The sequence below is a fragment of the Pseudoclavibacter sp. AY1H1 genome (genome assembly GCF_002931055.1).
GTDB lineage: Bacteria > Actinomycetota > Actinomycetes > Actinomycetales > Microbacteriaceae > Pseudoclavibacter.
On record NZ_PSXX01000009.1, the window covers coordinates 163999 to 186003 of the forward strand.

Sequence of the window (22005 nt, forward strand, 5' to 3'; positions counted from 1 at the left end):
AACCCGGGGCTATGGCCTTCCTATGGCGAAGCTGTGGCTCAGCTTCGACCCGCGAGCGCGTGCACCCTGATCCGCACCCGCACCAGAGATCCGGGCGGGAGCACGGTGAGCGCAGCCGCCTTGATGCGCTCGGCGAGGCCTTCCAGGATCTGCGCCTGCGGGGCGGACGCCTCGACCCGCACCCGGACGGCCACGGTCGTGGCGTCGCCCGACGTGCCGACCTCCACGTGCAGCGATCCGAGATGGATGCTCGTGATGGGCAGCAGCTCCACCACCCCGGGGGCACCGATGGTCGCCGCCTCGACGGCTTCGGCGATACGCTCGCGGTCGATCATTCGGCGCTCCTCACGTCGGCGATGACGATGTCGATGCCGGTGACCTGCAGGGTCGTGTGGACGGCGAGCGCCTCGGCGATCGCCTCCCGCACGCGGTCGGCCAGCGGATGCAGCGGTCTCAAGCCCAGGACCGTGACGGAGACCGTGAGGTGCACGGGCGCACCTGGCTCCGTCACCTCGCCGTCGAGCACGCAGCGACCGATCAGGACGTCGTCCAGAGCATCGCCCGTGCGCCGGACGATCTCGCGCACGACGCCCTCGCTCTGCGAGAACTCGTACTCGGGCTCGACCGAGGTGAGCGGAATCTCGCGGCCTGCACGAGCATCCATCGCGATGCCACGCAGCATCGACTGCAGCCACGCTCCGCTCGGCCCTGGTGTCGCTGCCGACTCGGCTTCGATGAGGTCGTGGGAGGCGCGTGTGACGCGTTCGAGGGCTTCGAGCGCTCGCTCGCACTCCGGGTCGCTCTCGATGTCGGCGTTGTAGGGCACGCGACCGGCTTCCAGATACTCGGAGAGCTGCGTGAGGGTGTACCCCGCCGCGCCGATGGTCGGTTCGTCGTCTTCGCTCATGCCCATTCCTCCATTCCCCGCAGCAGCGCGAGCCTGGCCCGCGACAGGGCCCCTCGCACCGTCGAGGTGTTCGTTTCGAGCTGTTCGGCGATCTCGGCGTAGGTGAAGCCCGCCGTCTCCTTCAGGACCCAGCACTGCCGCTGGAGCTCGGGGAGCGTGCCGAGAATTCGGGATGCGGTATCGAGCTTTGCGTTCAGCTCGAGCTGGGCCGACGGCCCGAGCTCCTTCGCGGCGGGTGCCACGACGTCGTCGATGTCCTGCTCGAACTTCCTCTTCCTGAGCAGGTCGGTCGCCTTGCGAGCCGCGATCTGCACGAGCCAGGCGCGCACGGCACTGGGCTCGCGGAGGAGGTCGAGTCGCTTCCAGGCGACGATGCAGGCGTCCTGCACCGCATCTTCGGCGTCGGCGCGGGACGAGAGCAGTCGGATCGCGGTGGCGATCATGAGCCCCCAGTGGCGACGGATGAGCACCTCGAACGCGCGCTGGTCACCGTCTCTGGCGCGGGCGACGAGCAACGCGTCCGGCGCCTCGGCGAGGTCAGGCATGGCCCCTCCTTCGCGAAAGCCAGTGGACCGGGCGGCTCCACTCGCGAGCAACCCTATGACACCGATCCTCGCCGCTTCCTGCCAATGCCTGGTGCCCCGGGGAGACCGACGACGAAAGCGGCGAATTCGAGCGTCGACCGTCGTGTTTCCAACAGGTAAACTCCACTCGCGCGCGCGTGCCCACGCGCGCTTGCAACAATCCTGGGGGAACTCCTTGAGCTTTTTCGAAAGCCTGATGCGCACGAAGAGCATCGAGGCATCACTTGCGGACTCGCACTCCGAGGGACGGTCGCTCAAGCGCTCCCTCGGCGTGTGGGACCTCGCCATCATGGGCGTCGCCGTTGCCGTCGGCGCCGGCATCTTCTCCGTCGGAGCGAAGGCGGCCGCCAACAACGCCGGCCCCTCGATCACGATCGGCTTCCTCCTGGCGGCGGTCACGTGCGGTCTCGCGATCATGGCGTACGCCGAGTTCGCGTCGTCGGTGCCCGTCGCCGGCTCCGCCTACACGTTCACGTACGCGACGCTCGGAGAGCTGCTCGCGTGGATCATCGGCTGGGACCTCATCCTCGAGATGCTCTCCGCCTCCGCCGTCATCGCCAGCTACTGGGGCGTGTACCTGCAGGAGGTCGTCAACATCTGGGGCTGGGACATCCCGCCGAAGCTCAGCATCTTCGGGCTCTTCGAGCTGAACTGGGCCGCGTTCTTCATCGTCGCCGTCCTCACGACGCTGCTCGCGCTCGGCACCAAGCTGTCCTCTCGCGTCAGCGCGGTCCTGACGATCCTGAAGGTCGCGACCGTGCTCTTCGTCATCGTCGTCGGCGCCTTCTTCGTCAACGTGAAGAACTACACGCCGTTCATCCCGCCGTCCCAGCCCGCGCAGGACTCGGGAGCGGATGCGTGGCACCAGTCGCTGTTCTCCTTCATGTCCGGTGCTGAGCCGAGCATGTACGGCGTCTTCGGCCTCCTCGCCGGCGCTTCCATCGTGTTCTTCGCGTTCATCGGGTTCGACGTCGTCGCGACGAGCGCGGAAGAGGTCAAGAACCCCAAGAAGAACCTGCCCCGCGGCATCTTCCTCGGCCTCGCCATCGTCACCGTGCTCTACCTCTCGGTGAGCCTCGTCATCACGGGCATGGTGTCCTACACCGACCTCGCGGCGTCCGAGACCCCGTCGCTCGCGACGGCATTCGTGCTCGTGGGGGCCGACTGGGCCGCGCAGATCATCTCGATCAGCATCCTCCTCGGCTTCACGACCGTCATCCTCGTGCTCCTCATGGGCCTCGCCCGAGTGCTGTTCTCGATGAGCCGCGACGGGCTGCTCCCCCGCTCGTGGAGCATCACGAGCGAGAAGCGCAAGACGCCGATCCGCCTGCAGATCGGCGTCGGCGTCGCGGTCGCGCTGCTCGCGGGGCTCACGAACGTCGACTGGCTCGAGGAGATGATCAACATCGGCACGCTCTCCGCGTTCGTGCTCGTGAGCCTCTCCATCCTCGTGCTGCGCAAGAAGTACCCGAACCGTGAGCTGGCCTACCGGATGCCGTGGTCGCCGTTCCTGCCGATCCTGTCGGCGGTGCTGTGCTTCTGGCTCATGCTCAACCTCTCGACGCTCACCTGGCTGCGCTTCGCCATCTGGCTCGTCATCGGCCTCGCGATCTACTTCCTCTACAGCCGCCGCAACTCGCGCCTCGGCAAGGAGCAGCACTCGCTCGCCGACAAGCTGGGCTCCGGAGAGCTGAAGTAGCCGGTCCCTGCTCGCAGAGACGGCCCCCGTCCACCTTCCGGTGGACGGGGGCCGTCTCGCTGCGTGACGCGGCGTGGAGCTAGATCTGCGACAGCTCCTTGCGGTGCGGCACGATCGGGGGCTGCACGCCACCCAGCTGCTCGATGATGCGCACCACCTGGGTGGAGTAGCCGAACTCGTTGTCGTACCAGACGTAGAGCACGAGGTTCTTGCCCTCGGCGATGGTCGCGAGCCCATCGACGATGCCGGCCCGGGTCGTGCCCACGAAGTCCGTGGAGACGACCTCGCTCGACTCGATGTAGTCGATCTGCTGACGGAGCACGGAGCTGAGCGAGATCTGACGGAGGAAGTCGTTCACCTCGCCGCGAGTCGTCGGACGCTCGAGCGTGAGGTTGAGCACGGCCATGGAGACGTCCGGCGTGGGGACGCGGATGGCGTTGCCGGTGAGCTTGCCCTCGAAGTGCGGGAGCGCCTTCGCGACCGCCTTCGCCGCGCCGGTCTCCGTGATGACCATGTTGAGTCCCGCGGCGCGTCCGCGGCGGTCCCCCTTGTGGAAGTTGTCGATGAGGTTCTGGTCGTTGGTGAACGAGTGCACCGTCTCGACGTGTCCGTGCACGACCCCGTATCGCTCGTCGATGACCTTGAGGACGGGCGTGATGGCGTTGGTCGTGCAGGATGCTGCCGAGAGGATGCGGTCGTCGTCCGTGATGCCGGCGTTGTTGATGCCGTAGACGATGTTCTTGAGCTTGCCCTTGCCCGGCGCCGTCAGCAGCACCCGACGCACGCCGGGGCTCTGCAGGTGCTGCGCGAGGCCCTCGGCGTCGCGCCAGCGGCCCGTGTTGTCGACGACGATGGCGTCCCGGATCCCGTACGAGGCGTAGTCCACGGTGGCTGGGTCGTTCGAGTAGATGACCTTGATGACGGTGCCGTTGGCCTGGATCGTCGAGGCGGCCTGGTCGACGGAGATCGACCCCGCGAAGGCGCCGTGCACGGAGTCGCGTCGCAGGAGGCTCGCCCGCTTCTCGAGGTCGTTGTCGCTGCCCTTGCGCACGACGATGGCCCGGAGGCGCAGCCCGCGTCCGGTGCCGGCGTGCGAGATGATGATGCGGGCGAGCAGGCGGCCGATGCGACCGAATCCGTAGAGGACGACGTCGGCGCCGGAGTCCGGCGAGCCGGTGCCGATGACCTCGAGGAGCTGATTCGCGAGGAAGGTGTCGAGGTCCTCGGCCTGGGCCGCGAATCGGGTCGCGAGCTCGCCGAGATCGATCGAGGCGGTGCCGAGGTCGAACTCCTGCAGCCGCTCGAGGATGGGCAGCGTCGCGTCCAGCGACAGCTCGACGTCGTTGATGCGGCGCGCGAAGCGGTGCGCCTTGATGATGTCGATCGCGGAGAGGTTGATGAGCCGGTGACCGTAGATGGAGGTCACGACGTTGCGGGTGCGGTAGAGGTTCCCGATGAGCGGGATCATCCGCTCGGCGATGCCGACTTTCTCCAGCCACTCGTGCTGCGTCTTCTCGGACTTTTCCATCATCGAATGGGACCCCTCAACGTCGAAAGTTCACGCCTGACAGCCAGGCTCACAAAAAATCCTACGGTTCTGCGCTGCCTGACGTGCGGGAATCCGGGTCAAGGGGCACGCCCGTATTCACGATGAGGAAAAAAGGGCCGAATTTGCCACGAGGGGCCCGTCCCGCGACTGCGGAACGGACCCCTCGGCGCTGGCGGACTCGCTAGCTGCGCTTCGCCCGCTTCTCGCGGACACGCATGTTCGTGATGATCGGCGAGCCCTCGAAGCCATACACCTCGCGGAGTCGACGCTGGATGAAACGACGGTAGCCCGGGTCGAGGAAGCCGGTCGTGAAGAGCACGAATGTCGGCGGACGCGTCTGCGCCTGGGTGCCGAACAGGATGCGCGGCTGCTTGCCGCCACGGAGCGGGTGCGGGAACTCCGCCGTGAGCTCCGCGAGGAACGCGTTGAACTTGCCCGTGGGGATGCGCGTGTCCCACGAGTCGAGGGCCAGCTCGAGGGCCGGCACGAGCTTCTCGAGGTGGCGGCCGGTCTTCGCGGAGATGTTGACGCGCGGCGCCCAGGCGACGTGAGCGAGGTCGCGTTCGACCTCACGCTCGAGCTGCCAGCGACGTTCGTCGTCGAGCATGTCCCACTTGTTGAAGGCGAGCACGAGCGCGCGCCCGGATTCGAGCACCAGGTCGATGATGCGCAGGTCCTGCACGTTGACGGCCTCGGTCACGTCGAGGACGACGACGGCGACCTCGGCCTTCTCGAGGGCGGCCGTCGTGCGCAGCGAGGCGTAGAAGTCCGCACCCTGCTGCAGGTGCACCCGACGGCGGATGCCCGCCGTGTCGACGAAGCGCCAGATCTTGCCGCCAAGCTCGACCTGCTCGTCGACGGGGTCGCGAGTGGTGCCGGCGAGGGAGTTGACGACGACTCGCTCTTCGCCAGCGGCCTTGTTGAGGAGGCTCGACTTGCCGACGTTCGGTCGTCCCAGGATGGCGACGCGGCGGGGCCCGCCGATCTCCTCCTTCGCGACCTTGGAGACCTCGGGGAGGATCTCGATGACCTTGTCGAGGAGGTCGGCGACACCGCGTCCGTGGACTGCCGAGACCGGCCACGGCTCGCCGAGTCCGAGGCTCCACAGCTGGGCCGCGTTCGGCTCCTGGACGGCGTCGTCGACCTTGTTCGCGACGAGGATGACGGGCCGGTCCGTCTTGCGGAGCAGCTTCACGACGTGCTCGTCCGTGGCGGTGGGGCCGACGTTCGCGTCGACGACGAAGAGCACGGCGTCAGCGAGCTCGACGGCGATCTCCGCCTGCTGGGCGACCGACAGGTCGATGCCCTTCGCGTCGGGCTCCCACCCGCCGGTGTCGACGATCGTGTACCAGCGGTTGTTCCACTCGGCCTTGTACGAGACGCGGTCGCGGGTCACGCCTGGCGTGTCCTCCACGACGGCCTCGCGCCGGCCGATGATGCGGTTGACGAGCGCGCTCTTGCCGACGTTGGGTCGGCCGACGACCGCGAGCACGGGAAGCGCTGGCAGGTACGTGATGGCGTCGCCGTCCTCGGAGGCGCCGAGGAGCACCTCGAGGTCGTCTTCCTCGAGCTCGTAGTCGTCGAGGCTCTGGCGCAGCGCGTTGGTGCGCTGCTCGACGACGGATTCGTCGAGCCCCTCCAGGCGCGAGACGAGCTCCTCGCCTCCTGCTGCGTCGAACTCGTCTGAGGCCTGTGTGGCCTCGTCGTTGTTCCCTTGGTCGTCAGTCATCGTGACTCCTTCGTGTTGTCGTGTCTGACAGCGCGCTCGGGGCGGCTGCCAGCGACGGTGCTGTCGTCTGGTGCGAACCGGGCGCCGAGGCGACGATTCGCAGGAATTCCTCGACCGACTGCTCGAAATCGAGCCTCGTCGTGTCGAGCACCGTGACGCCGTCGGCGGCCTCGGTGAAGTTGGTGACCTTGGCGTCGCGGGCATCGCGCGCCGAGACGGACTCGGCCACGGCGGAGGCCGCCTCGCCTGCCTTCTCGCCGGCCCTGCGTGCGATGCGAACGGCCTCGTCCGCGGTCATGAGGATGCGCACGGGCGCATCCGTGGCCACGACCGTCGTGATGTCCCGGCCTTCGGCGATGATGCCGGCAGCTGCCGTCTCGGCCATGGTGCTCCGGAAGAGCGCCGTGAGGGCCGCACGGGCTTCTGGCACCCGGGATACTCGCCAGACCTCGCCGGAGATGGCGGTGTCGCGGATGTGCTCCGAGACATCGGTCTCGCCAACGCGAACCCAGCGCTCGTCCGGGCTCTGCGAGATGCGGTACTCGGCGATGAAGGTGGGCAGCAGGGCGACGATGGTCGCGGCGTCGTCGAGGTCGCAGCCCCGCTCGATGGCGAACCAGGTGAGCGCGCGGTACGCGGCGCCCGTGTCGAGGTAGCCGAAGCGGAGGCGCCTCGCGCTCTCGCGGCACACGCTGGACTTGCCCGACCCAGCCGGGCCGTCGACGGCGACGACAAGGGGGGCGACCGCGACGGAGGCGGCGAGCGGAGAGGCGGGCGCGCTCATGCGGCGATCCTCCACCCTCGCTGCTCGAGCTCTTCGACGAGCTTCGCCGTCGCCGATGGCACGACGGAGATGACGACGAGACCCACGTTCGATGCCTGCGCGTGCTCCATCCGGAAGTCCTCGACGTTGACCTGCGCGTCGCCCACATCGCCCATGAGGCGTGCGAGCTGGCCTGGCTTGTCGTCGATCATGACCGTGACGGAGTCGAACTCGCGTCGGGAGGAGCCGTGCTTGCCTGGCAGGCGCGCGACGCCGGCGTTGCCGGTCGCGAGCTGTTCCGCGATGATGCGCCCGGAGCCGCGCTCCTGGCTGCGCTCGAGCGCTCCGGCGACCTTGTCGAGGTCGGCCTGCAGCTTGCGGAGCACCGCAGCAGTCGGGGCCGCGTTCGCGGTGAGGATCTGGGTCCAGAGGACGGGGTCGCTCGAGGCGATCCTCGTGAGGTCTCTCAGCCCCTGGCCTGCGAGTGCGGTCGCGCCGTCCTCGTCGTCGACGAGGCGGGAGGCGAGCAGCGTGGAGACCAGCTGGGGGACGTGGGAGACGAGCGCCACGGCACGGTCGTGGTCGTGGGCCGTCATCGCGACGGGAGTCGCGCCGAGGTCGAGCGCAAGGCCTTCGACCTCCTGCAGCGCGAAGACGCTCGTCTGCTCGTGATGCGCGATGACCCACGGGCGTCCGACGAAGAGGTCGGCGCGGCCCGAGAGCGGCCCGCCCGTCTCGCGGCCGGCCATGGGGTGCGAGCCGAGGTACCGGCTGATGTCGGCTCCCCGAGCGACGAGGTCGGCGAGCGGTGCCGACTTCACGCTCGCGACGTCGGTCACGATGGCGTCCGGCCAGCGCTCGAGCTCGGCCGCGACGACCTGGCCCGTCACGTCAGGCGGCACGCAGACCACGACGATGCGGGGTGGCTCTCCCCCGGCAGCATCCGCTGCGGGGGTTCCCGCGCCGTAGTCGACCGCGAGCTGCAGCACCGACGGCGAGATGTCGTCGAGCTGGACGTCGACGCCGAGCCTCCGGAGCCCGTGACCGACACTCGTGCCGAGCAGCCCGGCACCGACCACCCGCACCGGGGAGTTGGTTCGAGTTGGCGTCATCGACGACCTTTCGACTTGGCAGACGGCGTCTGCCGCGCGGTTCTCCCCTGCTTCGGCCCGCGCTCGGGGGCTGCTGACTGCGCGGGGGCGCCGCTCTCGCGCTGCTCACCGGCTCGCCGGGCGAGCTTCAGGATGCGGCCGAGCTCCAGTGTAGTGAACTCGCGCATCTCCCCTTCGCGCAGCGTGCCGAGGTTCAACGGCCCGAAGCTCCGGCGCACGAGCGCGCTGACGGGGTGCCCGACCTCTTCGAGCATGCGACGCACGATGCGGTTGCGGCCGGAGTGCAGCACGATCTCGACGAGCGAGGCCGTGTGACTCGGCTGATCGGCGAGCAGCCTCGCACTGTCGGCCTTGATGAAGCCGTCCTCGAGCTCGAATCCCTGGCGAAGGCGCTGCAGGGCCTTCGCGGACACGCGTCCCTCGACGCGGGCGATGTACGTCTTCTCCACGCCGAAGGACGGGTGCGCGAGCACGTGCGCGAGTTCCCCGTCGTTCGTGAGGATCAGCAGGCCGCTCGTGTCGATGTCGAGCCTGCCGACGTTGTAGACCCGCTCCTCGAATTCGCTCGTGAACTCGCGAAGGTCAGGGCGGCCCTGCTCGTCGCGCATCGTCGAGACGACCCCGGTGGGCTTGTTGAGGAGGACGTAGCGCTTGCTCGGGTCGAGCTGGATGGGGGTGCCATCCACCGCGACCTCGTCACGGTCCGGGAAGACGCGGCTGCCGAGCTCGGTCACGACGACCCCGTTGACCTCGATGCGTCCCTGCGTGATGTACTGCTCGCAGACACGACGGGAGGCGACGCCTGCCGCCGCGAGCGCCTTCTGCAGACGGACGCCGTCGTTGCGCTCTTCCACCGGAGCGACCTCGCGGCCGGGCAGCGGGATGTCGGCGAAGTCGTCCATCGAGTAGCCGCCTTCAGGTCGCGCCTGCGCAGCCTGGCGGAGCGCCGCGGCTTCGTCGGCGGTGCGGTCGGCGTCGCTGTGGCGCGGTGCGCGCCCTCGCTGATCACTCATGGAATCCGTCCTGTCCTTCGTCGAGCAGAGGTGAAATCTTTGGCAGCTCGTCGAGCGAGTTGAGTCCCAGGTGCACCAGAAGCGCCTGGGTCGTGACGTAGCGAATGGCCCCGGTCACGTCGTCGTGGCCGTCTTCTGCGATGAGGCCACGTGCTACCAGAGTACGCACCACCGAGTCGACGTTCACAGCGCGGACCTGCGCCACCTGCGAACGGGTGATGGGCTGACGGTAGGCGATGACGGCGAGCGTCTCGAGCGCGGCCTGCGAGAGCCTCGACGGCTGGCGGGTGAGCACGAAGTCGGCGACGATGTCGTCGAGCGTCTCGCGCACGTAGAGCCGCCATCCCCCGCCCACCTCGCGCAGCTCGAAGCCGCGCTCCGGCCCGCCGAGGTCGCCGTTGTAGTCGGCGACGAGCCGGCAGATGGATGCTCGGACGTCGGAGACGGGGCGGCTGACCGCGCCGGCGATGGTCACGAGCGACAGCGGCTCGTCGGCGACGAAGAGGATCGCCTCGACGGCGCGGTCGAGCTCGACGCTTGGCTGCTCGCCCGGATCGGAGGGCTGCTCGGTCGCGGTGTGGTCAGTCATCGTCGTCTCCGAGGCTCGAGAGCTGCGCCGCATCCCAGTCCTGCGCGTCCCACTGCACGATGAGCTCGCCGAGCGGGGTCTCCTGCTCGAAGCTCAACGCGGCCCTGCGGTACAGCTCCAGGAGGGCCAGGAAGCGGGCGATGACCACACCGCGAGCGCTGGCGTCAGCGACGAGCTCCCGGAAGGTGCGCGGTTCGCCGTCCTGGAGGACCGCGACGAGGATGCGGGCCTGCTCCCGGATGCTCACCTTGGGGGCGTGGAGGTGGGTGAGGCCGACGGTCGGGATCTCTCGTGGCGCGAGCGCGAGCGTCGCGAGCGCAGCGAAGTCGGCGGCGGACAGCGTCCAGACGAGCTCCGGGATGCGCTCTCGGAACTTCGCCTCCAGGGGCACGGCACGAGTCGTACGCTGCCCCTCGACTCCGAGCGCCGCCGCGAACCATGCGGAGACCTCCTTGAACGCCTTGTACTGCAGGAGGCGCGCGAACAGGAGGTCTCGTGCCTCGAGGATCGCCACGTCCTCCGCATCCACGTACTCGCCCTGCGGAAGCAGGCTGACGATCTTCATGTCGAGCAGCGTTGCCGCGACGACGATGAACTCACTCGCCCGATCGAGCTCCTCCGGCGTCGACAGGTCGTTCAGGTATCCGATGAACTCGCTCGTGACGCGGCTGAGCGACACCTCGGTGATGTCCATCTCGTGCTTCGAGATGAGCGTCAGCAGGAGATCGAACGGGCCTTCGAAGTTGCTGAGGGAGACACGGAAGTCCGCGTCCGGGGCCGCCTCGATGTCGGCGGCGGCCAAGCTCCCCTGCCTGGCCGGGGTGGCCCGTGCGGTCAGCGTGCTAGGCGACGGCGCCACGTTCGACCAACTCGCGCGCGAGCTGGTGGTAGGCCTTCGCCGCGGTGTGCTCTGGAGCGAAACTGACGATGGGCACGCCGGCGACGGAGGCGTCGGGGAACTTCACCGTGCGGCCGATGACCGTGTCGAAGACGCGGTCGCCGAACGCCTCGTAGACGCGGTCGAGCACCTCGCGAGAGTGCAGGGTGCGGCCGTCGTACATGGTGGGCAGGATGCCGTCGAGCTCGAGCGAGGGGTTGAGGCGGTCGCGCACCTTGTCGACGGTCTCGACGAGCAGCGCGACGCCGCGGAGCGCGAAGTACTCGCACTCGAGCGGGATGATCACGCCGTGGCTCGCGGTGAGCGCGTTGACCGTGAGGAGTCCGAGGGAGGGCTGGCAGTCGACGATGATGACGTCGTACTCGCTCGAGACCTTGCGCAGCACACTCGCGAGAATCTGCTCGCGCGCGACCTCGGTGACGAGGTGCACCTCCGCCGCCGAGAGGTCGATGTTCGCGGGCATCACGTCGAGGCCCGGGAAGGCCGTCGGCTGGATGACCTCGTGCGGGTCCTTGACCGTGCCGATGAGCAGGTCGTAGACCGTCGGGGCGTCGTAGGTGCGAATGCCGAGGCCGGCGCTCAGCGCCCCCTGCGGGTCGAAGTCGACGGCGAGCACACGGCGGCCGTAGAGCGCGAGCGAGGCGCCGAGGTTGATGCTCGTCGTGGTCTTTCCGACGCCACCCTTCTGGTTGCACATCGAGATGATGCGCGCAGGGCCGTGGTCGTCGAGTTCCTCTGGCACGTCGAAGTGGTTATAGAGTCGCGTCGACACCGCGCTTGCGCTGCGGGGAGTGGATTCGATGGTCTCTTCGCTCATGACCTCTGCATCCTATCCCCGGCCTGGCCTCCGCCGAGGGTGGCGCGCGGATGGCTCGTCGCGTAGACGTCCCGGAGCGTGTCGGCCGTCACGAGCGTGTAGATCTGCGTCGTCGAGACGGAGGCGTGGCCGAGGAGCTCCTGCACGACACGCACGTCCGCCCCACCCTCGAGCAGGTGCGTCGCGAACGAGTGGCGGAGGGTGTGCGGGGAGACGCGCCCGGCGAGGTCCGCCCGCGCTGCGATCGCGTCGAGCAGGTTGAAGGCGCTCTGCCGGGAGAGCCGCGCACCGCGCGTGCCGAGGAACAGCGCCGGGGTTGCGCTCCCCCGCGAGGAGAGCTCGCGTCTCGCTCGAACGAGGTAGCGGTCGAGGGCTCGCTGCGCGAAGCTGCCGACCGGCACGATGCGCTGCTTGTTGCCCTTGCCCCGCACCCGGAGGATGCCGGGCTCGAGCAGGTCATCGACGTTGAGGTCGACGAGTTCGGAGATGCGCGCGCCGCTCGCGTAGAGGAGCTCGACGAGCGCGGTGTCGCGCATCGCCTCGAGCGTCTCGCCGTCTGCTGCCTGCAGCAGCCGCTCCACCTCGGCCACGGTGAGCGCCTTCGGGAGCCGGGACGGCAGCTTCGGCGCGCGCACCCGCGCGGTGGCGTCCACGTCGAGCACGCCCTCGTCGAGCAGGAACCGGTGGAAGCCGCGCACCGAGGACAGCGTCCTCGAGATGGAGGAGGCGGCCAGCTGCTCGCCGTCGCGCAGGTGCGCGAGGAAGGCGGTGACGTCCTCGGGCTTCGCGGCCGCGACCGGGCCGCGGTCACCCTGCTCGAGCCAGTCGAGGTACTTGACGAGGTCTCGCCGGTAGGCCCCGAGGCTGTTGACGGAGAGGCCGCGCTCGATCGTCAGATGCCTGAGGTAGGTGTCGAGGCGGGCCGCGTCCGACGTGGCCTCGCCTGGATCCGCGGCCATGGGCTGGCCGACTACTCTGGGCGCCCCGGCGAGCGGGTCGGCCAGGCCGCATCCGCGGGTCGGAGCGTCGAGAAGGAGCGTTCCTTCGCGAGGTGGAGCGCCATGACGCCCGAGACGACGAACGGGTTCTGCACGGAGCCGTCGAGGACGGCCTCGAGCGCGTCGGGAAGCGCAACCCAGCGCTGCTCGAGCTCCGCCTCCTCACCGGTGCGATCGAACGCCTCCGGAGTGGCCGAGAGACCGCGGGCGAGGTAGACGCGCACGTTCTCGCTGCTGCCCCCCGGCGAGGTGTACTGGTCGAGCAGCACGTCCCAGCGGTCCGCGAGCAGGTCGACCTCCTCGCCGAGCTCGCGCTTCGCGGCGTCGAACGGGTCCTCGCCGGGCGCGTCGAGGAGCCCTGCCGGCAGCTCCCAGTCGCGCCGCCCGACCGGGTGACGGTACTGGCGGATGAAGAGGATGCGGTCGGCGTCGTCGAGCACGAGCACTGCGACCGCGCCCGTGTGCGACATGAACTCCCGCGTCAGCACCTCTCCGCCGAAACGGAACCGCTCGCGGACGATGTCCCAGACGGCGCCGCGGAAGACGACGCTCGACTCGAGCACCGTGTCTTCCGCGACCGCGTCGGCGAAGGGTCCCGATTCAGCGGACGAGGTCACTGCTGGACCTGGTCCACGTCCTGCACGCTCTCCTCGACGTCGACGAGGCGACCGGAGCGCTGACGCTCGAGGCCGGCGGCGACGAGGCCGGAGAACAGCGGGTGCGCGTTGTTGGGGCGCGACTTGAGCTCGGGGTGCGCCTGCGTGGCCACGTAGAACGGGTGCACCTCGCGCGGCAGCTCGACGTACTCGACGAGCGTGCCGTCCGGTGAGAGTCCCGAGAAGTGGAGGCCCGCATCCGAGATCTGATCGCGGTACGCGTTGTTCACCTCGTAGCGGTGACGGTGGCGCTCCTCGACGAGGGTCGAGCCGTAGAGCTCGGCGATGATGGAGCCCTCGTCGAGGGCTGCCGGGTAGGACCCGAGGCGCATCGTGCCGCCGAGGTCGCCGGTCTCGATGATGTCGACCTGCTCGGCCATGGTCGCGATGACGGGGTTCGGCGTCTCCGGGTCGAACTCGGACGAGCTCGCGTCGCTGATGCCGACGACGTTGCGCGCGTACTCGATGACCATGCACTGCATGCCAAGGCACAGCCCGAGCGTGGGGATGCCGTTGTCGCGAGCGAAGCGCAGGGCGCCGAGCTTGCCCTCGATGCCGCGGATGCCGAAGCCGCCTGGCACGCAGATCGCGTCGACGTCGCTCAGCTGTGCTGCGGAGCCCTCTGCCGTCTCGCACTCGTCGGATGGGATCCAGCGCAGCTTGACGCGCGTCTGGTTCGCGAAGCCGCCGGCCCGCAGCGCCTCGGTCACGGACAGGTAGGCGTCGGGGAGGTCGATGTACTTGCCGACCAGGCCGACCGTGATCTGATGCTTGGGCTGGTGGACGACCTCGAGCAGGCGCTCCCAGGCGCTCCACTCGATGGGTTCGGCGGGGAGCTTGAGCTGCTCGATGATGTACTCGTCGAGCCCCTGATCGCGCAGGACGCGGGGGATGTCGTAGATCGACGGCAGGTCGATGGTATTCACGACGGCGCGCTCCGGCACGTCGCACATGAGGGCGATCTTGCGCTTGTTGCTCTCGGTCACGGGGCGGTCGCTGCGCAGCACGAGCGCGTCCGGCTGGATCCCCGCGGAGCGGAGAGCCGCGACCGAGTGCTGGGTCGGCTTGGTCTTCTGCTCGCCTGAGGCTCCCATGAACGGGACGAGCGAGACGTGCACGAAGAACACGTTGTCGCGTCCGAGCTCGTGGCGCAGCTGGCGGGCCGACTCGATGAAGGGCTGCGACTCGATGTCGCCGATCGTGCCGCCGACCTCGGTGATGATGACGTCGGGGCGAGGCTCCTCGCTGGCCTGGAGGCGCATGCGTCGCTTGATCTCGTCGGTGATGTGCGGGATCACCTGGACCGTGTCGCCCAGGTACTCGCCGCGGCGCTCCTTGGCGATGACGCTCGAGTAGATCTGCCCGGTCGTGACGTTGGCCGACTGCGCGAGGTCGACGTCGAGGAAGCGCTCATAGTGGCCGATGTCGAGGTCGGTCTCAGCCCCGTCGTTGGTGACGAACACCTCGCCGTGCTGGAACGGGTTCATGGTGCCCGGGTCGACGTTGAGGTACGGGTCGAGCTTCTGCATGACGACGCGCAGGCCTCGGGCCCTGAGGAGGTTGCCCAAGCTGGCAGCGGTCAGGCCCTTGCCGAGAGAGGAGACCACGCCCCCGGTCACATAGATCTGCTTGACAACGGCCTGGTCGTTTCCCGCAACTGGGATATCTGCGCTAGTCACGGAATTCCATGTTAGCCGACGGACCGCGATCCGTCTGCGCCTGACGCTGTGCGATTCGCCGCGGCGAGCTCGAGCAGCTCTTCTGCGTGGGCGTTCCCGGTCTCGCTGGAGGAGAGTCCCGACAGGAGCCTGGCGATCTCCTGCGTCCGGTCCGCACCGCTGATCTGGCGGATGCTGGAGGTCGTGAACTGTCCGTCGCTCGACTTCTCGATGCTGATGTGGTTGTCCGAGAACGCAGCGACCTGCGCCAGGTGCGTGACGACGATGACCTGAGCGTTCGCGGAGAGCCGCTGCAGGCGGCGCCCGATCTCGATCGCCGCGGACCCGCCGACGCCGGCGTCGACCTCGTCGAACACGAGGGTCGGCACCGAGCTCACGTCCGCAAGCACGACCTCGAGCGCGAGCATGACGCGAGAGAGCTCGCCGCCGGACGCGCCCTTGCCGAGCGGGGCCGGCTCGGTTCCCGGATGCGGACGGAGCATGAAGGCGACCCGGTCGCCGCCGTGGGCGGCGATCTCGTCGAGCGGGGTGATGGCCACGGTGAGCTGGGCTGCCGGCATGGCGAGCGCGTGGAGCTCCTCCGTGACCCGCTCCTCGAGCACCGCAGCCGTCGCGGTCCGGAGTTCCGTGAGGCGCGCAGCCGCGGCGGCGAGCGCCTCCTCCGCCTCGGCGATCTGCGCCTCGAGCTGCTGGATGCGCGTCGAGTCGTTCTCGAGTTCCAGCAGCTGGATGCCCGCTTGGGAGCCGAGCTCGATCACGTCGTCGAGCGTCGGTCCGTAGGTGCGCGTGAGGCTCGTGAGCAGCGTGAGCCGCTCGTTGAGCTCCGCCAGTTCACCGCTTCCCTCGGCTTCGAGTCCGTCGAGGTAGCCGGCGAGGCGCAGGCCGAGCTCGTCGATTGCGAACGAGATGTCGGCCGCCGCCTGTCCGAGCTCACCCAACGCGGGATCGCTCGCTGTCGCGCTGTCGATGAGGGCCCGCACCTGCGAGACCAGCTCGGTGGAGCTCGCGCCGCCCTGTCCGCCGAATCCTGCGGAGCTGTCACCGGCGAGGAGCTCGTGCGCCTGGCCGACGTCGCGCCGGAGCGCCTCGAGGTTGGAGAGCCGCTCGATGCGGGCGAGGAGCGTCACGTCCTCCCCCGCCTGCGGCTCGGCTGGCTCGATGTCGGCAAGTGCCCGGCGCAGTCGGGCGGCTTCGAGTTCGCGCTCGGCCTCAGCGTCGCTCAGCGTCTGCAGCTCGGCGCGCAGCTCGCCCCGGCGGACATGCGCCTCGCGAACCGTGGTGCGTGCGCTGCGCAGCTCGGCGCCGCCGAACGCATCCAGCGCGGCACGCTGCGCTCCCTCGCTGCGAAGCCGCCACTGGTCGCTCTGCCCGTGCACCACGACAAGGCGCTCTCCGAGGTCGGCGAGGATCGAGGCTGGCACCCCGCGCCCGCCGAGCCAGGCTCGGCTCCGACCCTCCGCGCTCACCTGGCGGGCCACGAGGAGCTCGTCGTTCTCGTCGAGCTCTGCGCCCGCGTCTGCCGCGAGGCGCGCTGCGGCACTGTCGGCGTCGAGCTGCCAGCGCCCCTCCACGACTGCCTTGCTCGCGCCCGATCGCACCGCGTCCGCGGATGCGCGCCCGCCGCGGAGCAGGCCGAGCGCCGTGACGATCATGGTCTTTCCCGCGCCGGTCTCACCCGTGATCGCGGTGAAGCCGGGGCCGAGGGGAAGCTCGGCGCGTTCGATGACGCCGAGGCCGGAGATATCGATGTCAAGAATCATGCGCGTGCGGGTCCTCGCCATCCTGAAGTCGGGAGTTGGAACTTTTCCACAAGTCGTTTGCTGAACGGCGCGCTGTGGAGTCGCGCCAGACGGATCGGGGCGCCTCCCCGCGTTGCCGTCACGCGGGAGCCCGCCGTGAGGTCGTACGTGCGTCGCCCGTCGCACCACAGCACACCCGGCGTGCCGGTGCGGGGGATGATCTCCACGGCGAGCGTCGAGCTCGGGCCGACGACGATGGGCCTCGCGAAGAGGGCGTGCGCGCTGATCGGCACGAGCAGCAGCGCTTCGACCGTCGGCCACACGATGGGGCCGCCCGCCGAGAACGAGTAGGCGGTGGAGCCGGTCGGCGTCGAGAAGATCGCGCCGTCGGCGCCGAAGCTGAGTAGCGGCTGCCCGTCGACCTCGAGAACCAGCTCGAGCATCCGCTCACGGCTGGCCTTCTCGATGGATGCCTCGTTGAGGGCCCAGGTCTCGTAGACGGTCTGGCCGCCGAGCGTGACCCGGACGTCGAGCGTCATCCGCTCCTCGACCTCGTAGTCGCGATCGAGGGCTCGTCCGACAGCGTCCGCGAGCGAGTCTCGCTCGCTCTCGGCGAGGAAGCCGACGTGACCGAGGTTGACCCCCAGAATCGGGACCCCGGCATCGCGCACCAGCTCGGCGGCACGCAGGATGGTCCCGTCGCCCCCGAGCACGATGGCGATCTCGACTTCGTCGGCCGCGAGCTGATCGCCGAGCGCCATGGTCGTCCGGGGCACCCGGTTCCTGTCGAGGCGCAGCAGCTCGCGGTGCGTCGACGGCTCGAGCACGGGAACCACGCCGGCATCGTCGAGCAGCTGCAGAACCGTCATGGCCGCCTCGATGGCGTCTTCGCGTGCGACATGGCTGACGACGAGGATCCGCCGCTTCGAGTTCCCGCTCATCGATCTGCCTCCAAGTCCTCCGCTTCGACGATGGCTCGCCGCAGAGTGTCGAGTCTGTCAGCATCCGCTGGACTCGAGCCTCTCGACGTGCGGAAGACCGCGACGAATTCCGAGTTCCCGTGCGTTCCCACGATGGGAGACGGCCGCAGGGAGACGAGTTCGAGCCCGCAGTCGGCGGCTTCCACGAGCACCCGCTCGAGCGCGGGCGCGACCAGCCTGCGGTCGTGGACGATGCCGCCCTTCACGCCCGTCCGCCCGACCTCGAACTGCGGCTTGATGAGGAGCACCGCGTCGACGATCCCGGGCGCCATCGCCAGGATGGGCGCGATGACCTTGGTCAGGGAGATGAACGAGAGGTCGCCAACGACGAGGTCGATATCGGCGGAGCGCACGGGCGATTCCGCTGCCACGAGCAGTTCGTCGAGCTGCTCGGCGTCGACGAACCGGGCGTTGACGCCTTCCAGGTTCGAGACGCGAGGATCTTCGCGCACCGACGGCGCCAGCTGGTCGTGCCCGACGTCGAGTGCCACGACGTGACGTGCGCCGCGAGAGAGCAGCACCTGTGTGAAGCCGCCGGTGGATGCACCCACGTCAAGCGCCACTCGACCAGTGGGATCGAGCGTCGGCACCGCGTCGAGACCCGCGACGAGCTTGTGCGCGGCTCGCGAGACGAAGTCGTCTCCCCCAGCGATCGTCAGCTCGTCGTGGTCGGCGACGCGGAGGCCCGTCTTGCTCGCCTGCACACCGTTCACGGACACCAGCCCGGCCTCGATGAGGCGTGCCGCGGCCGTGCGGCTGCGCGCGAGCCCACGGTGGGTGAGCTCGGTGTCGAGGCGCTTGAGCGGCCCTCCCTCGGGCGTCGTGATCGGACCGTTCACGCGCTGTCCCCGTCGAAGAGCTCCACGGGAGTGCTCTCCAGGAGCTCCCCCAGCTGCTGGTGCAGCTGCGAGAACTCGGCCGCGCGCTCCGAGACGGGCAGAGACGCGATTCGATCGAGCTCGGAGGCGAGCTCCGTGTCGTCGGCGGCCCCGCCTGGGTCGATGCTCATGACGCGAGTTCCGAGTACAGCACCTCCGGCACCCGGAGCGCGTAGATGAGCTTCTCCGAAGCCGCGATCGCTGCGCAGCCAGCACGCAGGAGGTTGATGGGCGAGGAGCCGGCGCGGTCGACGATGACGTCGATGCCACGCACTGTGACCTGCGCGTCTCCGACGCGCGCGACGGCCACCTCGGCCTGTGGACGCTCGCTGACGACCTTCGGGTACGGCTGCGAGAGCTCGCGAAGGTCGCTCAAGATGAAGTCGGGACGCTGACCAGGGGGCGCCGCGATGAGCTGCTTGGGGCGGTCGACGCCCGTGAGCACGAACGCCGAGGCCATGCCGGCGTTCGAGGCACCCTTGATGTCGGTGTCGAGTCGGTCGCCGATGAACAGCGCCTTCTTCGCGTCGAAGCGGCGCACCGCCTCGTCGAAGATCGCCTTCTCCGGCTTCCCGGCGACGAGCGGCAGCTTCTGCACCGCCGTGTGCACGGCCGACACCAGCGTTCCGTTGCCTGGGGCGATGCCGCGAGCGACAGGGATCGTCCAGTCCTGATTCGTCGCGACCCACGGGATGTCGCGCGCGAGCGCGAACGAGGCCTCCGCGAGGTGCTCCCAGCCGACGTGCGGCGCGAAGCCCTGGATGACTGCGTCGGGTTCGTCGTCCGCGGATCGCGTCACGCGGAATCCACCCTTGGCGAGCTCGTCGATGAGACCGTCCCCACCGACGACGAGCACAAGCGCGCCGGGGGCTACCTGGTCAGCCAGGAGACGCACCGCCGCCTGCGGACTCGTCACGACGTCCTCGGCCGTCAGCGTGAGCCCCAGCTCGCGCAGATGCTGCGCGACCTGCTCATCCGTGCGGGAGGCATTGTTCGTGATGTACCCAGAGCGGAGACCGGACGCGGCGAGCGCATTCAGGCTCTCCACCGCGTAGGGCACCGGGTTCGGTCCGCGGTAGACGACGCCATCCAGGTCCGCCAGCACCACGTCCACGGCGTCGAGCGGGGAAGGTCCGGTTCCGGTGCTCTTCTTGAACAAAGCCATCAGGATCTCTCGTCTCTCTCAGCTCGTCGGCTTCGGCAGCCTGACTCTTGGGATCTTGGCGTCGGCCCAGGCAGGATCGACGCGATTCGCGCACTTCGCGGGAGGTGCAGGCACAGCGGGCGCTGCGGGCCCCGCAGGCGGGCGCGGGGCGGCGGAGTGGATCCGCCGCCCCGCATCCGATCACAGGTCGAAGAGGGGCTCGGGCTCGTCGCCCTTGCGCTTCTTCTCCTCGTCTTCGTCGTCGTTCTCGTCGTCGCTGTTCTCGGCGTCGCTGTCATCAGCGTCCGATGCAGCATCGGCAGGCGCGGCGTCAGCGTCTGACTCCGATGCGACCTCGGCCTCAGCAGGTGCCGGGACGACATCGAGCTCGACGTCGACGGCAACAGGCGCGCTCTCGTGCTCGTCGATGTCGTGCTCGTCGATCGCGAGTTCCTGGGCATCCTCGGCAGCGGCGACGATCTCGTCAGCCTCTTCCTGGACTTCCTTCGCCTCGTCGGCAGTCTCCGCGTCAGCGACGATCTCGTCGGCCTCTTCCTGGACCTCATCCAGCGCCTCGGCTTCGGCGACGATCTCGTCCGCCTCTTCCTCGACCTCGGCGACCAGTTCGTCGTCGAGCACGGCAGCGGCTTCGTCGATGACATCGGCCTCAGCCGCAGCCTCCGATTCGGGCTCAGCTGCAACCGTGTCACCGGCCGCCGCGAGCAGCTCATCTACCTCGGCTTCGAGGTCGTCCTCGTCACGCGAGTACTCCGCGGCTTCGGATGCTTCGCCATCTGCGACGCTTCCCGAGCCCTCGACAGCGCTCGTCGAGCCTTCGCCCGCGATCTCGGTCTCGGCTGCGATCCCGTCCTCGTCGATCTCGTCTTCCTCGAGAGGGGGGAACTCGCCTTCGGTGACGACTTCGATGGTCTCGTGCTCGTCGTGCTTGACGGCGTCGAGAGCATCCTGCGCCCTGGTGGCGAGGGCCGTCCAGCGCTCGGCTTCTGCGGTGCGCTCGAGTTCCTCGAGCACGGTCGCGTAGGCGGCGAACAAGGCCGGGCTGTACGAGTAGGCGCGCTTCGGGTCGAGCTGCGGGATCTCGAGTTCAGCAAGCGCGAGGTCGGCGGCGCCCTGATCGAGACGCGCACCGGACATGGCGATGGCGACCTGAACCAGTTCGGCCGGGCCGAGCCCCGTGCGGTCGGCGGCGCGACCGAGCTCGAGGGCCCGGTCCGGGCGGCCGAGGCCGCGCTCGCTGTCGATCATGAGCGCCAGCTGGTCTTCCTTGCCGCTGATGCGACGGTAGGTACGCAGCTCGCGGAGTGCCAGCGCGTAGTCGCCGATCGTGTACGCCGTGATGGCGAGGGTCTCGCGCACCATGGCGATACGTCCGCCGCGGCGTGCCGCCGAGACGGCATGCTGATGGGCGAGCTCGGGATCGCTGTCGATCAGCACCGATGCCATCACGAGGTGCCTGGCGACGAATTCCTGGTTGGTCGCCTCGAGCGTCTTGAGCTCGTTGCGGGCGCCCTTGGGGAGATCCGACTCGCTGACCTCGTCGGGAACGATGGGGTCGATGTGCTCTGCCCGAACGGGGCGGAGCTCACGCGCGAGCAGCTCCTCCTCGGTCAGTTCCGGACGCTCAGGCGCCGGACGTCCGCGGCCGCCAGAGAAGCCGCGATCGTCGCGTCCGCCACGGCTGTCGCCACGGGGGCCAGATGAGCGACGCTCGCCGTCACGGGGAGGGTAGGACTTCCGCTCGCCGCGGTTGTCATCACGAGGCGCGTAGGTCTTGCGCTCACCATCACGAGGAGGGTACGACTTCCGCTCGCCGCGGCTGTCGTCACGAGGCGCGTAGGACTTCCGCTCGCCACGGTTGTCATCACGCGGTGCGTACGACTTCCGCTCACCGTCGCGGGGCGGGAACGACTTGCGCTCGCCGCGGTCGTCGCGGGAGTTGTAGGGACGACGCTCCCCGTCACGAGGCGGGTACGACTTGCGCTCGCCACGGTTGTCATCACGCGGTGCGTAGGACTTCCGCTCGCCGTCACGAGGAGGGTACGACTTGCGCTCGCCGCGGCTGTCGTCACGGGGCGCGTAGGACTTCCGCTCACCACGGTTGTCGTCACGGGGTGCGTACGACTTCCGCTCACCACGGTTGTCATCACGCGGTGCGTAGGACTTCCGCTCGCCGTCACGAGGAGGGTACGACTTGCGCTCGCCGCGGCTGTCGTCACGGGGCGCGTAGGACTTCCGCTCACCACGGTTGTC

The 22005-nt window shown here is 69.0% G+C and carries 20 protein-coding genes; 1 reads left to right on the forward strand and 19 read right to left on the reverse strand.

Annotated features, from left to right (window positions below; genetic code table 11):
- Nucleotides 1-38 precede the first annotated feature (38 nt).
- From C5E05_RS14340 to C5E05_RS14350, 3 genes are read right to left on the reverse strand one after another with little or no spacing between them, the layout of a single operon-like run.
- Entirely contained in the window at nucleotides 39-335 is a 297-nt protein-coding gene (locus tag C5E05_RS14340) for a hypothetical protein (RefSeq protein WP_104306405.1), read from the reverse strand.
- Nucleotides 332-907, reverse strand: a complete 576-nt coding sequence (locus C5E05_RS14345; protein WP_146081127.1) for a hypothetical protein — start codon at nucleotides 905-907, stop codon at nucleotides 332-334. The genes C5E05_RS14340 and C5E05_RS14345 overlap by 4 nt, the downstream gene beginning before the upstream one ends.
- Nucleotides 904-1452 (reverse strand): RNA polymerase sigma factor, encoded by a 549-nt coding sequence (locus C5E05_RS14350; protein ID WP_104242263.1) that lies wholly within the window; start codon nucleotides 1450-1452, stop codon nucleotides 904-906. The genes C5E05_RS14345 and C5E05_RS14350 overlap by 4 nt, the downstream gene beginning before the upstream one ends.
- 235 nt (nucleotides 1453-1687) lie before the next feature.
- Here C5E05_RS14350 and C5E05_RS14355 point away from each other — a divergent pair, with 235 nt between their 5' ends.
- Nucleotides 1688-3190 carry an APC family permease gene (locus C5E05_RS14355; RefSeq protein ID WP_104242265.1) on the forward strand — a complete coding sequence of 501 codons (1503 nt, stop codon included), beginning with the start codon at nucleotides 1688-1690 and terminating at the stop codon, nucleotides 3188-3190.
- A gap of 79 nt (nucleotides 3191-3269) precedes the next feature.
- Here C5E05_RS14355 and C5E05_RS14360 read toward each other — a convergent pair whose 3' ends face one another.
- From C5E05_RS14360 to C5E05_RS14430, 16 genes are all read right to left on the reverse strand, one after another.
- Nucleotides 3270-4721, reverse strand: a complete 1452-nt coding sequence (locus C5E05_RS14360; RefSeq protein WP_104242267.1) for a glyceraldehyde-3-phosphate dehydrogenase — start codon at nucleotides 4719-4721, stop codon at nucleotides 3270-3272.
- A 199-nt stretch (nucleotides 4722-4920) separates the two neighbouring features.
- Nucleotides 4921-6468, reverse strand: a complete 1548-nt coding sequence (der, locus tag C5E05_RS14365) for a ribosome biogenesis GTPase Der (RefSeq protein WP_104242269.1) — start codon at nucleotides 6466-6468, stop codon at nucleotides 4921-4923.
- Nucleotides 6461-7252, reverse strand: a complete 792-nt coding sequence (gene cmk / locus C5E05_RS14370; protein WP_104342320.1) for a (d)CMP kinase — start codon at nucleotides 7250-7252, stop codon at nucleotides 6461-6463. The genes der and cmk overlap by 8 nt, the downstream gene beginning before the upstream one ends.
- The gene (locus C5E05_RS14375) at nucleotides 7249-8343 is read right to left on the reverse strand and encodes a prephenate dehydrogenase (RefSeq protein ID WP_104342297.1); all 1095 of its coding nucleotides are present in this window, start codon (nucleotides 8341-8343) and stop codon (nucleotides 7249-7251) included. Before C5E05_RS14375 ends, cmk begins: the two co-directional genes overlap by 4 nt.
- Nucleotides 8340-9245 (reverse strand): pseudouridine synthase, encoded by a 906-nt coding sequence (locus C5E05_RS14380; RefSeq protein WP_104342321.1) that lies wholly within the window; start codon nucleotides 9243-9245, stop codon nucleotides 8340-8342. The genes C5E05_RS14375 and C5E05_RS14380 overlap by 4 nt, the downstream gene beginning before the upstream one ends.
- 103 nt (nucleotides 9246-9348) lie before the next feature.
- Nucleotides 9349-9945: an SMC-Scp complex subunit ScpB gene (scpB, locus tag C5E05_RS14385; RefSeq protein ID WP_104342298.1), complete on the reverse strand. Its 597-nt coding sequence runs from the start codon at nucleotides 9943-9945 to the stop codon at nucleotides 9349-9351.
- The gene (locus C5E05_RS14390; protein ID WP_374953452.1) at nucleotides 9938-10804 is read right to left on the reverse strand and encodes a segregation and condensation protein A; all 867 of its coding nucleotides are present in this window, start codon (nucleotides 10802-10804) and stop codon (nucleotides 9938-9940) included. The genes scpB and C5E05_RS14390 overlap by 8 nt, the downstream gene beginning before the upstream one ends.
- On the reverse strand, nucleotides 10788-11660 hold the full coding sequence (locus tag C5E05_RS14395) for a ParA family protein (protein ID WP_104242275.1): 873 nt from the start codon (nucleotides 11658-11660) through the stop codon (nucleotides 10788-10790). Before C5E05_RS14395 ends, C5E05_RS14390 begins: the two co-directional genes overlap by 17 nt.
- Nucleotides 11657-12619, reverse strand: a complete 963-nt coding sequence (gene xerD, locus C5E05_RS14400) for a site-specific tyrosine recombinase XerD (RefSeq protein ID WP_104342299.1) — start codon at nucleotides 12617-12619, stop codon at nucleotides 11657-11659. The genes C5E05_RS14395 and xerD overlap by 4 nt, the downstream gene beginning before the upstream one ends.
- Before the next feature lie 11 nt (nucleotides 12620-12630).
- Nucleotides 12631-13275: an NUDIX hydrolase gene (locus C5E05_RS14405; RefSeq protein WP_104342300.1), complete on the reverse strand. Its 645-nt coding sequence runs from the start codon at nucleotides 13273-13275 to the stop codon at nucleotides 12631-12633.
- Nucleotides 13272-14993 (reverse strand): CTP synthase, encoded by a 1722-nt coding sequence (locus C5E05_RS14410; RefSeq protein WP_258063201.1) that lies wholly within the window; start codon nucleotides 14991-14993, stop codon nucleotides 13272-13274. The genes C5E05_RS14405 and C5E05_RS14410 overlap by 4 nt, the downstream gene beginning before the upstream one ends.
- A gap of 11 nt (nucleotides 14994-15004) precedes the next feature.
- On the reverse strand, nucleotides 15005-16753 hold the full coding sequence (recN, locus tag C5E05_RS14415) for a DNA repair protein RecN (protein WP_104306415.1): 1749 nt from the start codon (nucleotides 16751-16753) through the stop codon (nucleotides 15005-15007).
- The gene (locus C5E05_RS14420; protein ID WP_104242281.1) at nucleotides 16750-17673 is read right to left on the reverse strand and encodes an NAD kinase; all 924 of its coding nucleotides are present in this window, start codon (nucleotides 17671-17673) and stop codon (nucleotides 16750-16752) included. The genes recN and C5E05_RS14420 overlap by 4 nt, the downstream gene beginning before the upstream one ends.
- Nucleotides 17670-18551, reverse strand: a complete 882-nt coding sequence (locus C5E05_RS14425; RefSeq protein ID WP_258064883.1) for a TlyA family RNA methyltransferase — start codon at nucleotides 18549-18551, stop codon at nucleotides 17670-17672. The genes C5E05_RS14420 and C5E05_RS14425 overlap by 4 nt, the downstream gene beginning before the upstream one ends.
- Nucleotides 18548-18721, reverse strand: coding sequence for a hypothetical protein (locus C5E05_RS20230; protein WP_181057897.1), 174 nt, complete (start codon nucleotides 18719-18721; stop codon nucleotides 18548-18550). Before C5E05_RS20230 ends, C5E05_RS14425 begins: the two co-directional genes overlap by 4 nt.
- Complete coding sequence (locus C5E05_RS14430; protein ID WP_104342301.1) at nucleotides 18718-19755, reverse strand: HAD-IIA family hydrolase; 1038 nt, start codon at nucleotides 19753-19755, stop codon at nucleotides 18718-18720. The genes C5E05_RS20230 and C5E05_RS14430 overlap by 4 nt, the downstream gene beginning before the upstream one ends.
- Between the last annotated feature and the right edge of the window lie 2250 nt (nucleotides 19756-22005).

Excerpts from the sequence above, each read along its gene's own strand:
- der (WP_104242269.1), bottom strand. The coding sequence starts at position 6,468 with ATGACTGACGACCAAGGGAACAACGACGAGGCCACACAGGCCTCAGAC.
- C5E05_RS14350 (WP_104242263.1), bottom strand. The coding sequence starts at position 1,452 with ATGCCTGACCTCGCCGAGGCGCCGGACGCGTTGCTCGTCGCCCGCGCC.
- C5E05_RS14420 (WP_104242281.1), bottom strand. The coding sequence starts at position 17,673 with ATGAGCGGGAACTCGAAGCGGCGGATCCTCGTCGTCAGCCATGTCGCA.
- C5E05_RS14355 (WP_104242265.1), top strand. The coding sequence starts at position 1,688 with ATGCGCACGAAGAGCATCGAGGCATCACTTGCGGACTCGCACTCCGAG.
- C5E05_RS14380 (WP_104342321.1), bottom strand. The coding sequence starts at position 9,245 with ATGGACGACTTCGCCGACATCCCGCTGCCCGGCCGCGAGGTCGCTCCG.
- C5E05_RS14430 (WP_104342301.1), bottom strand. The coding sequence starts at position 19,755 with ATGGCTTTGTTCAAGAAGAGCACCGGAACCGGACCTTCCCCGCTCGAC.
- C5E05_RS14395 (WP_104242275.1), bottom strand. The coding sequence starts at position 11,660 with ATGAGCGAAGAGACCATCGAATCCACTCCCCGCAGCGCAAGCGCGGTG.
- C5E05_RS14375 (WP_104342297.1), bottom strand. The coding sequence starts at position 8,343 with ATGACGCCAACTCGAACCAACTCCCCGGTGCGGGTGGTCGGTGCCGGG.
- cmk (WP_104342320.1), bottom strand. The coding sequence starts at position 7,252 with ATGAGCGCGCCCGCCTCTCCGCTCGCCGCCTCCGTCGCGGTCGCCCCC.
- C5E05_RS20230 (WP_181057897.1), bottom strand. The coding sequence starts at position 18,721 with ATGAGCATCGACCCAGGCGGGGCCGCCGACGACACGGAGCTCGCCTCC.
- C5E05_RS14340 (WP_104306405.1), bottom strand. The coding sequence starts at position 335 with ATGATCGACCGCGAGCGTATCGCCGAAGCCGTCGAGGCGGCGACCATC.
- recN (WP_104306415.1), bottom strand. The coding sequence starts at position 16,753 with ATGATTCTTGACATCGATATCTCCGGCCTCGGCGTCATCGAACGCGCC.
- scpB (WP_104342298.1), bottom strand. The coding sequence starts at position 9,945 with ATGACTGACCACACCGCGACCGAGCAGCCCTCCGATCCGGGCGAGCAG.
- C5E05_RS14345 (WP_146081127.1), bottom strand. The coding sequence starts at position 907 with ATGAGCGAAGACGACGAACCGACCATCGGCGCGGCGGGGTACACCCTC.
- xerD (WP_104342299.1), bottom strand. The coding sequence starts at position 12,619 with ATGGCCGCGGATCCAGGCGAGGCCACGTCGGACGCGGCCCGCCTCGAC.
- C5E05_RS14360 (WP_104242267.1), bottom strand. The coding sequence starts at position 4,721 with ATGATGGAAAAGTCCGAGAAGACGCAGCACGAGTGGCTGGAGAAAGTC.